Raw genomic sequence first — 10,600 nt, forward strand, 5'->3', positions numbered from 1 at the left:
CCGCGGCCTCCGCGGCCCCGGCCGCCCCGGCGGCCACCGCACCGGAGCGCCGTATCCCCGAGGGCAGCGAGCCCCGCGGCTTCGCGCTCTACGTCGGCTTCGACGAGGCCACCGCGGCAGCCGCCGGCGTCTCGCTCAACACCCTCGTCACCGCCCTGCGGCGCACCCTCGCCGACATCGCCCCGGGCGCCGAGACCTACGCCACCGTCGCCCTCGCCCCCGTCGGGGCCGGCGGCCGCGACGTCGACGTCGTACGCCTCGCCCTGCGCGAGCCCGGAGCCGTCGCCCGCACCAAAGCCGAGCGCCCCGCCACCGACGAACGCGCCGAATCCGGCGTCGTCGTCGACATCTCCCGCAAGCGCGTGCTCATCGACGGCGAGTCCGCCTCGTTCACCTACAAGGAGTTCGAGCTGCTGCAGTACCTGGTGCTGCGCGAGGGCCGCACCATCGAGCGCACCGAGCTCGTCGACTCGCTGTGGAGCAGCGACGACGCGGATGCCCCGGGCGAGCGCACGATCGACGTTCACGTGCGACGCCTGCGCGCCAAGCTCGGACGCTTCGAAGACATCGTGCGCACCGTGCGCGGCGTCGGATACCGCTTCGACCGTCACGCCGACGTGTCGATCCGCTACGGCCACGGAACCCCGTCGCCCGACCGCTTCTGAGCCGCCGCGGGCGCGCACGGGACATCCCCCGTCGGCACCTCGCCGACGTCGGCGGCGTCGCCTAGGGTGAGCGCATGACGCTCGCACCCGCCGCCGCCTCGGCGGTGGGTCGCGACCCAAGACCCGCGAACACCCGCCCACTCGAGACGGAGTACCGTCCGCGGCAGCCGCTCGATCTGCGGCGCACCGTGCTGTTCCAGCGACGGGGTGCGGGCGATCCCACGATGCACGCCGACGGGGCCGTCATCTGGCGCGCGAGCCGCACCCCCGACGGGGTGGCCACCCTCGCACTGCGCGAGACCTCGCCGGGCGTCATCCGCGGGGCAGCCTGGGGACCGGGCGCCGCGTGGGCGCTCGCCCAGCTGCCCGACCTGTGCGGGGCGCGCGACGACGCCGCGGGCTTCGAGCCGCGGCATCCGCTTCTCGTCGATGCCCACCATCGTCACCCCGGCCTCAGACTCTCGCGCACCGACCTCGTGTTCGACGCGCTCGCGAGTGCGATCGTCGAACAGAAGGTCACCGGCGTGCAGGCATTCGCCGCCTGGCGGCGCATCGTCACCTGGTACGGCGAGCGCGCGCCGGGACCGACTCCGCGGCCGCTGTTCGCACCGCCGTCGATCGAGGGGTGGCGCCGTGTGCCGTCGTGGTCGTGGCACCGAGCGGGACTCGAGCCGCCGCAGTCGCGCGCGATCGTGCGCGCGGCCTCCCAGGGCGAGGCGATCGTGCGGGCGACGAGCACCTCCCTCGACGAGGCCGACCGCGTGCTGGTGTCGCTGGCGGGCGTCGGGCCGTGGACCTCCGCCGAGACGCGCATCCGTGCGTTCGGCGACGCCGATGCGGTCAGCGTCGGCGACTACCACCTCGCGCACGAGGTGGGCTTCGCCCTCACCGGACATCGCACCGATGACGAGGGGATGCTGCACCTGCTCGAGCCGTGGCGAGGGCACCGGCAACGGGTCATCCGTCTGCTCGCGGCGGCCGGCGTGCGCGAACCCCGGCGGGGCGCCCGCCTGCACCCCGAAGACCACCGCGCCCGATGACCGCGGCGGGCCTCGCCGCGTCGATAGGCTGAGCGCATGGCTCCCGCGCTCGTCCCGGTCGGCGCGTGAGGCGCACCTGGCTCCCGCTCGGCGCGATCGGCCTGGCGGTGGTGCTCTGGTCGGTCGCCTATGTCATCTCGGCGTGGGCCCTGGAGACCGGCTCCCCCGCGGTGCTGTCGGTCGGCCGGTTCGCGATCGCCCTGGTCGTGCTCGTGCCGCTCGCGATGCGCCGCCGCCACTTCTGGCGCACCCTGGCGGACCCCCGCAGCATCCTGCTCGGACTCACCGGCGTGACCATCTACTACTCGCTCGCCAACATCGGCCTGCTGTTCACGACCCCCGGCACCGAGGCGCTCGTCTCGGCTTTGCTGCCCGTGCTCACCGCGATCGCCGCGGTCATCATGCTGCGGGAGCGCCTGACGGTCGCGACGGTCATCGGCCTCACGCTCGCCACCGGCGGCGTGGCGCTCGTCGCGGCGTCGGGATTCCGGGTCGACCTCGGCGCCGTGCTCTACGTCATCGGCATCAGCGCGTACGCGATCTACACCGTGCTGCTGCGTCGCTACGCCGCGCGCGAGGAAGCACCCGACCCGGTCGTGCTCGCCACGGCGACCGGCATCTGGGGCACCGTGCTCATGCTGCCCTGGCTCGGCTGGGAGGGCGTCACCGGCACGTTCGCGATCCCGACGGACCTGCGCGGGGTCGTCAGCATCTTCATCCTCGCGCTCGTGGTGACCGCTCCGACACTCGTGCTGTTCAACTACGGCGCCGAACGCCTCCCGGCCGTCATCTCCGGTGCCGCGACCGCCGCGATCCCTGCGCTGGGCTACGCGTTCGCGATCGCGCTGGGCGAGACCCCCGACCCGATCAAGGTGTTCGGCGGCGTACTGGCCCTCGTCGGCGTGATCGTCGCGACGCTCTCGCAGCCCGACGTCGAGCCGACCGAGCCGGGACTCAGCCCGCGCGCGTGAGTCACGACTCGAGCGGACTCACGCTGATCCGCGGCCTCAGGCGCCCAGACGATCGAGGATGCTCCGCAGCACCGTGATGACGCCGTGATCACGGTTCGACGGCGCGACGTAGCGGACTCGCGCCACGATGTCGGGGTGGGCGTTGGCCATCGCGAAGGAGTGGGCCACGGCATCCATCAGCTCGAGGTCGTTGAGGTAGTCGCCGAACGCGACCGTCTGCTCGGCCGTGACCCCGAGCGTCTGCTGCAGGCGGGTGAGCGCGTGGCCCTTGTTGACACCGACGTTGAGCACGTCGACCCAGCACTCCCCCGAGACGACCACCTGATGGGTGGCGCGCAGGTGCGCGAGCGCCGGAAACGCGGATGCCTCCGCCCCCGCGAAGTCGAACACCGCGAGCTTCACGATCTCATCGTCGACGGCGAGCAGGTCGTCGACGACCTCGAGCGCCGCGTAGTACCGGTGTGCCTCGGTGCGGAACGCGGCATCCGATCGTTCGATGTAGGCGCCGCGCTTGCCGCACAGCACAAGCCCCGCGTCGGCGTCGATCGTCCGCACGAGTCTCACGACCTCGGCGACGATGTCGCGCTCGAGCAGGTCGGCGCTGAGCTCGACGCCGTCACGCATGACCAGGGCGCCGTTCTCGGCGATGAAGACCATGCCGTCGGCGTGGCTGTCGAAGTCGCGGCGAAGCGTCGCATACTGGCGGCCACTCGCCGGAGCGAACGCGATGCCCCGATCGTGGAGGTCGTCGAGCAGCGGCCACAGGTCGTCGGGCACGGCTCCGTCCGCGTCGAGCAGCGTGCCGTCCATGTCGACCGCGATCAGGCGAAGGTCGATCGACGGGAGCGCGTCGGCGGGAGTGAGTGCGGTCGGCGGGGCGGCGGCGTCGGGGGTCACACGGCTATTCTCCCGTGCTCACGCTGCCGTTCGGCTCCGGACGGAGTGCCCCGGACGATCCACCCTCCTCCGTGGTGTCCGCGGCGGCCGCCGGAGGCGGCGTCTCGGCGTAGGCGCGGGACAGCCGTCGATAGGGGCGCGAGACGAAGGCGATGAGCACGATGACGAGCATCGCGATGCTCGCCCCGACGAACGCCAGCGCGATGCCGCTTTCCGGGGCACGACGTGGCCTGACTCAGCTCGCCGATGTCGCCGGGTCGGCTCGTCAGCTGCGGCTCGGCGAGCGCGATGTACGCGCTCGGTATCGCAGTCCCACGGCTGCGGTGACGGCGACCCCCGCGGATAGCGCGGCGAACGCGCCGAACGCAGGCTTCGAGATCAGCTCCGCGAAGTCATAGAGGGCCAGGAACACGCCCAGCGAGGCAAGCGTCAGGCCGAGCTGCTCGTGCCGCCCGCTTACTGCGATTGCGATGCTGTTCGCCCCGAACGCGGTTACGAACCCCGCGGCATACAACGGCGCCAGCCGCGGAAGCCGGACCCCATCGCTCAATTGCCCGCCGCTCCAGCGTTCCGCACGCGACGGTCGAGCCAGGGCATCCGCAACCTCGCGACGTCGCGCAGAGTGCGCCCGTGCTGCCACTCCCGGACAGTCAGCCAGATGATCACCGAGTCGAGAACAACCAGCAGAAGCACACCAATCGAGAACGCGAGGATGAGGTCGACGAGCTGCACGATCAACAGCACACCGAGCGCACCCACCGACCACGGGTACACCCTGCGCGACCCGAGAACCAGGGCGACCACGATCGCGACCTTCACCGCACCATGGACGATCAGGTAGACCCCACTCACGAGCAACGCGTCCGCGCTCAGCCCCGACGTCGCACGCAGCAGCAGATTCGCGAGGAGATCGTGCGGGTCTGCTGCCAACTCCCCCGCGGTCAGAGCGCTCGTCAGTGATACCAACTGCGCGGGGCTGATGAACAACGCCGGGATGCCGAACACGAGCTCGATAAGTCCGTCAACCGCTTTCAGCAGCACCCCGATCAGGAACACCCAATCCAGAACGAGCTCACGACGCTCTCGCGAACGCAACCACCTCATACATCGACTCTTCCAGACCTCATCGGGGGTCTGTCTGTGTTTTTCGTCAGACGTCGGCACGCGGCATTCGCTTGCCTTTTCGTCTCGGGTCGTACCCGACGCCGAAGGCGCGCTCGCTCGCGAGAAAATACCTGCGAGGTCGACGCCCGGCCGATGCCGAGGTGGCCGGGGATACAGGTCGGCCCGACGTCGCCGATCTCGGCGGCGAGCACGACCACCTCATCGACGCGGCGGGGCGCGAACGGTCTAGGGCTCGGCCTCCTGTGCCCGCAGCGACGTCTCCTCCGCGTCGATGGCGCGCAGCGCCGCGAGCACCGCGACCTCCTGGAACCGGCGCTCGCGGCGCGCGACGAGAACCGCTTCGCGCTGCGCCTGGATCATCGCGCGTCGCAGACGATGCATGGACTGCAGCTGGGGCCACGCGGCATCCGCCCCGGCATCGAGCGTCTCGCCGAGGAACGCCGCGTCGGCGCGCAGCAGCTCGACCACGCGCGGCTCGTCGTCGGGGGTGACGGTCTCGTCGAGACGACGCAGCCCCGCCTGCCGCGCCTCTGCCATGAGCAGCTTCACCTCGGTGCGCTCCTGCAGGTCGTTGCGCGCCGGCAGGTGCAGTGCCCGCACGATGCGGGGCAGCGCGAGACCCCCGATCAGGCTCGCGACGACCACGACGAACGCGAGGAACTGCAGGTACTCCCGCATCGGCGTCTGCTCGGGCAGCAGGAACACGGCGGCGAGCGTCACGACGCCGCGCACGCTGGCGGATGCCACGGCGATCCCGTTGCGCACGTCCCAGCTGCGGTCGCGCAGCACCCGCGGACCGAACCGGTAGACGAACGTCGTGATCATCACCCACACGAAGCGGGAGAGGATGAGGGCCGCGAGGATCGCGGCCACGATGCCGACCGTCGGCCACAGGCCCGGTCCGGTGCGCACGGCGCCCTCGAGGATGCCGGCCAGGTTCAGGCCGATGAACAGGAACACCGCGTTCTCCAGCAGGAACTGGATGGTGCGCCACACGAGCTGCGCGGCGACGCGGGACTCCGCGCGGATGACCCCGGGCGAGCGGAAGCCCACGTACAGCCCGGTGATCACCACCGCGATCACCCCGGAGCCATGCAGCTCGTCCGCGATGAGGAACACCGCGAACGGCACCGCGAGCATGAGGGTGGTGTCGAGCACGGGCGAGCGCAGCGGCCGGCGCACCACGGTGAGCAGCGCGCCCGCGCCGACCCCGACCGCCACCCCTACGCCGACGGCGAGCACGAAGTCGAGCGCCACCGTGCCCGGGTTGACGACGCTCACGATCGCCGCGATCGCCGCGTTTAGCGCGACGAGCGCGGTCGCGTCGTTGAGCAGGCTCTCGCCCTCCAGGATCGTCACCACCCGTCGCGGCAGGCCCACTTTGCCCGCGATCGCCGTGACCGCGACCGCGTCGGTCGGGGCGACGACAGCGGCGAACGCGAAGGCGGCGGCGAGGCCCACGGCGGGCAGCACCGCCCACGTCGAGACTCCGACGACCACGACCGTGAAGGCGACGAGGCCGACCGAGAGCAGCAGGATGCTGTCGTTGCGGGCGCGGATGTCGATGAGCGAGGTCTTCAGCGCGGCCGCGAACAGCAGCGGCGGGAGGATGCCGAAGAGGATCAGGTCGGGTTCGACGCTCACCCGCGGCACCCACGGCACGAACGACGCGATGCCGCCGACGACCACGAGCGCAACCGGTGCGGAGAAGCCGATGCGACCGACCAGGCCGGTGACGATGACCGTGACGAGCACGAACGCCACCACCCAGGCGATGGTGGCGACCGGATCCATGCGCCCAGTATGTCGCGCGGGAATACCGGCGCGGCGCGGAGCGCTGTGGCGAGCATGACGACAGTCGGAATCATCGGAGCAGGACACATCGGATCGACCCTCGCCCGCGGCCTCGTGGACCGCGGCTACGACGTGGTGATCGCCAACTCGCGCGGGCCCGAGACCCTCGCCGACCTCGTGGCCGACCTCGGCCCGACCGCCCGCGCCGCGACACCCGAAGAGGCCGCCGCTGCCGGCGACTGGGCCATCGTGACGGTGCCGCTCAAGGCCCTCGACCAGGTGCCGGTCGCCCCGCTCGCGGGCAAGATCGTGGTCGACACGAACAACTACTACTTCGAACGCGACGGCCACATCGCCGCCCTCGACGAGAACCTCACCACCACGTCGCAGATGCTGCAGGAGCACCTTCCCACCTCGACCGTGGTGAAGGGCTTCAACCACATCATGTCGACGCAGATCCTCACCGACGGCACCCCGGCCGGAACCCCCGACCGCCGGGCCCTCGCGACCGCGAGCGACTCCGACGAGGCCGTCGCCTTCATCACGGCCCTCTACGACGAGTTCGGCTTCGACACCGTCAGCGCCGGCCCTCTCGCCGAGAGCTGGCGCGTCGAGCGCGACCGTCCGGCGTACGTCGTTCGGCAGAACGCCGACGAGCTCGTCGCGAACCTCGCGGCGGCCGAGCGCTGAGAACCGACCGACGGATGCCGCGGCCCGCGGCATCCGTCATCGGTAGAGTCTCATCGTGACCGCCCCCATCGACGCGACCACCACGCCCGCCTGGGCTGAGCTGGCCGCCGCACACTCCTCGTTCCACCCCGATCTGCGCGGCTGGTTCGCCGCGGACGCCGACCGCGCGGAGCGCCTCAGCTTCCCGCTGGCCGACCTGCATGTCGACCTGTCGAAGAACCTCATCACCGACGAGATCCTCGCCTCGCTCGTGCGCCTGGCCGAGCAGACCGGGGTCGCCGCGCGCTACGCCGAGATGCTGTCGGGCGCGCACATCAACACCACCGAGGACCGGGCGGTGCTGCACACGGCGCTGCGTCGCCCGGCGGGCGCGAGCCCCGAGCTGGTCGTCGACGGACAGCACATCGACACCGACGTGCACGAGGTGCTCGGCCGTATCCGCGCGTTCGCCGAGCGGGTGCGCTCGGGAGAGTTCGCGGGCGTCACCGGCAAGCGGGTCGCGACGGTCGTGAACATCGGCATCGGCGGATCCGACCTGGGTCCCGTCATGGTGTTCGAGGCCCTCAAGCCCTACGCCGACGCAGGCATCGAGGCACGGTTCGTGTCGAACATCGACCCGACCGACATCGCCCAGAAGACCGCCGATCTCGACCCCGAGACCACGCTGTTCATCGTCGCGTCGAAGACCTTCACGACGCTGGAGACCCTGACCAACGCGCGTCTCGCGCGCGACTGGCTGTGGGCGAAGCTCGCCGAGCAGGGGGCGATCGGCGACGACGAGGCATCCCGCACGAACGCGGTCGCACACCACTTCATCGCGGTCTCGACGGCGCTCGACAAGGTCGCGGCCTTCGGCATCGACACCGACAACGCGTTCGGATTCTGGGACTGGGTGGGCGGCCGCTACTCGGTCGACTCGGCCATCGGCACGTCGCTCGCCATCTCGCTCGGCCCCGACGTGTTCGACGAGTTCCTCGCCGGCTTCCACGCGGTCGACACGCACGTCGCGACGACCCCGCTCGCCCAGAACGTGCCGGTGCTGCTCGGACTGTTGAACGTCTGGTACGTCAACTTCCTGGGCGCCCAGTCCCACGCGGTGCTGCCCTATTCGCAGCTGCTGCACCGCTTCCCGGCGTACCTGCAGCAGCTCACGATGGAGTCCAACGGCAAGTCGGTGCGCTGGGACGGCACGCCCGTCACGACCGACACCGGCGAGGTGTTCTGGGGTGAGCCCGGCACGAACGGGCAGCACGCGTTCTACCAGCTCATCCACCAGGGCACCCGGGTGATCCCTGCGGACTTCATCGCGTTCGCGAACCCGGCCTTCCCGCTCGTCGACGGCGACCGCGACGTGCACGGGCTGTTCCTCGCGAACTTCCTCGCCCAGACCAAGGCGCTCGCGTTCGGGAAGACGGCCGCCGAGGTCGAGGCGGAGGGCACGACGGGCCCGCTGGTGGCCGCCCGCACGTTCTCGGGCAACCGCCCGACGACCTCGATCTTCGCCCCGGCGCTCACCCCGTCGGTGCTCGGCCAGCTGATCGCGCTCTACGAGCACATCACGTTCACGCAGGGCACGATCTGGGGCATCAACTCCTTCGACCAGTGGGGCGTCGAGCTCGGCAAGCAGCTCGCCCTGCAGATCGCGCCCGCGATCGAGGGCGACGAGGCGGCCTTCGCCGCGCAGGATGCCTCGACCCGGAGCCTGCTCGCGTACTACCGCGCGCACCGCTCCTGACGACCACGACGGCGGGCGCCGACCGGGATCCCCCGGGTCGGCGCCCGTTGTCGTTCGCGCTCCCGCCCGGCAGACACCCACCGCACCCGTGATAACGTCGATGACGGCGCTTCGGCGCCTGCGTCGCTGACACGCTCCCCGACTTCCCCGTCGCGGTTCTTCTCGAGCGGCGACCCGAGGTGCGATCACGCACCCGCGCCCTCCCCGCGTGCACATGTCTTCGTGAGCGCGCCCTCATCCCGAAAGTCCCCCATGTCTTCGTTCCTGTCTCTCGGCGTGCCCGCGCCGCTCGTCTCCGTGCTCGAGGCCACCGGCCGCACCGAGCCCTTCCCCATCCAGCGCGACACGCTGCCCGACTCCCTCGCGGGTCGCGACGTGCTCGGCCGCGGCCGCACCGGCAGTGGCAAGACGCTCGCGTTCTCGCTGCCCCTCGTCGCCCGCCTCAGCGGCGCGAAGGCCGCAGCCCGCCGCCCCGGCCGTCCGCGCGGTCTCGTGCTCTGCCCCACCCGCGAGCTCGCCACCCAGATCGCGGCGACCATCACCCCGCTCGCGGAGGCGGCGGGTCTGCGCGTCACCACGATCTTCGGTGGCGTCAGCCAGCGCCCGCAGGAGCAGGCCATGCGTGCCGGCGTCGACATCGTCGTCGCCTGCCCGGGCCGACTCGAAGACCTCATGAAGCAGGGTGTCGTGACCCTCGACACCGTCGAGATCACTGTGCTCGACGAGGCCGACCACATGGCCGACCTCGGCTTCCTGCCGGGCGTCACCCGCATCCTCAAGGCGACGCCCGCCGGTGGACAGCGCCTGCTGTTCAGCGCCACCCTCGACCGCGGTGTCGACGGCCTCGTGCGCTCGTTCCTGCGCGACGAGGTGCGCCACTCGGTCGACGAGTCCAGCGTGCCCGCCGCCGCCATGACCCACCGCGTGCTGCTCGTCGCCGACGACCACAAGGCGAGCCTCGTCGAGACCCTCGCGTCCGGCGTGGGGCGCCGCATCCTCTTCACCCGCACCAAGCACCAGGCCAAGAAGCTTGCCCGCCAGCTGACAGCCAGGGGCATCCCGGCGGTCGACCTGCACGGCAACCTCGGCCAGGGCGCCCGCGAGCGCAACCTCGCAGCCTTCGGCGCCGACCCCGCAGCCGGAGGTATTCGCGTGCTCGTCGCGACCGACGTCGCCGCCCGCGGCGTGCACGTCGATGAGGTCGAGCTGGTCGTGCACGTCGACCCGCCGCTCGAGCACAAGGCCTACCTGCACCGCTCGGGCCGCACCGCGCGCGCCGGCGCCGAGGGCACCGTCGTCACCGTCGTGCTCGCGTCGCAGAAGCGCGACGTGGCCGACATGCTGCGCAAGGCCGCCATCACCGCACCGTTCGAGAACGTGGATGCCGACACCCCCGCTGTGCGCGACCTCGTCGGCGAGACGGCTGCGCGCGTGGCACCGAGCGCCGCTCCGGCCGCCGCCGCGCAGAAGCCGAAGACCCAGCCGCAGAAGGCGAAGCCCCAGGGCGGGTCGCAGCCGGCCGCCGGTCAGGGCGGATCCCGCGGTCGCCGGTCGTCGGGCGGCACGTCCGGCGCCGGTCGCGCGGATGCCGCGACGCCGCGTTCCGGCGAGGGACGCCCGGCGCGCGGCGGCCAGGGGCAGGCACAGGGGCAGCGTTCCACGCAGGGACAGCGTGCGCAGGGC

At 71.6% G+C, this 10,600-nt stretch carries 10 protein-coding genes; 6 read left to right on the forward strand and 4 right to left on the reverse strand.

From position 1 onward, the window contains the following. From RR49_RS00620 to RR49_RS00630, 3 genes are all read left to right on the forward strand, one after another. Window positions 1-665 (forward strand): winged helix-turn-helix domain-containing protein (locus RR49_RS00620; protein WP_045245823.1); only part of this gene is annotated, 665 nt, incomplete at its 5' end. A 74-nt stretch (window positions 666-739) separates the two neighbouring features. Further along, window positions 740-1,705: a DNA-3-methyladenine glycosylase family protein gene (locus RR49_RS00625; RefSeq protein ID WP_045245824.1), complete on the forward strand. Its 966-nt coding sequence runs from the start codon at window positions 740-742 to the stop codon at window positions 1,703-1,705. A 65-nt stretch (window positions 1,706-1,770) separates the two neighbouring features. Beyond that, window positions 1,771-2,676, forward strand: coding sequence for a DMT family transporter (locus RR49_RS00630; RefSeq protein WP_045245826.1), 906 nt, complete (start codon window positions 1,771-1,773; stop codon window positions 2,674-2,676). 36 nt (window positions 2,677-2,712) lie between these two features. Here RR49_RS00630 and RR49_RS00635 read toward each other — a convergent pair whose 3' ends face one another. The 4 genes from RR49_RS00635 to RR49_RS00650 form a co-directional block, all read right to left on the reverse strand. Next, window positions 2,713-3,573, reverse strand: a complete 861-nt coding sequence (locus RR49_RS00635) for a Cof-type HAD-IIB family hydrolase (RefSeq protein WP_045245827.1) — start codon at window positions 3,571-3,573, stop codon at window positions 2,713-2,715. Between the two features lie 265 nt (window positions 3,574-3,838). Beyond that, the gene (locus tag RR49_RS00640) at window positions 3,839-4,123 is read right to left on the reverse strand and encodes a hypothetical protein (protein WP_048809491.1); all 285 of its coding nucleotides are present in this window, start codon (window positions 4,121-4,123) and stop codon (window positions 3,839-3,841) included. Next, window positions 4,120-4,677 carry a DUF2127 domain-containing protein gene (locus RR49_RS00645; protein ID WP_045245829.1) on the reverse strand — a complete coding sequence of 186 codons (558 nt, stop codon included), beginning with the start codon at window positions 4,675-4,677 and terminating at the stop codon, window positions 4,120-4,122. Before RR49_RS00645 ends, RR49_RS00640 begins: the two co-directional genes overlap by 4 nt. Window positions 4,678-4,923: 246 nt before the next feature. Further along, complete coding sequence (locus RR49_RS00650) at window positions 4,924-6,492, reverse strand: cation:proton antiporter (RefSeq protein WP_045245830.1); 1,569 nt, start codon at window positions 6,490-6,492, stop codon at window positions 4,924-4,926. Between the two features lie 54 nt (window positions 6,493-6,546). On the opposite strand from RR49_RS00650, the gene RR49_RS00655 reads away from it, so the two are divergent. The 3 genes from RR49_RS00655 to RR49_RS00665 form a co-directional block, all read left to right on the forward strand. Then, window positions 6,547-7,182: an NADPH-dependent F420 reductase gene (locus RR49_RS00655; protein WP_045245833.1), complete on the forward strand. Its 636-nt coding sequence runs from the start codon at window positions 6,547-6,549 to the stop codon at window positions 7,180-7,182. Between the two features lie 52 nt (window positions 7,183-7,234). Then, window positions 7,235-8,917, forward strand: coding sequence for a glucose-6-phosphate isomerase (pgi, locus tag RR49_RS00660; protein WP_157013127.1), 1,683 nt, complete (start codon window positions 7,235-7,237; stop codon window positions 8,915-8,917). Between the two features lie 252 nt (window positions 8,918-9,169). Next, window positions 9,170-10,600, forward strand: a 1,431-nt coding sequence (locus RR49_RS00665) for a DEAD/DEAH box helicase (protein ID WP_045245832.1), incomplete at its 3' end; no start/stop codon positions are given.

It is taken from the genome of Microbacterium ginsengisoli, from assembly GCF_000956535.1.
In the GTDB taxonomy this organism is placed as follows: Bacteria; Actinomycetota; Actinomycetes; order Actinomycetales; family Microbacteriaceae; genus Microbacterium; species Microbacterium ginsengisoli.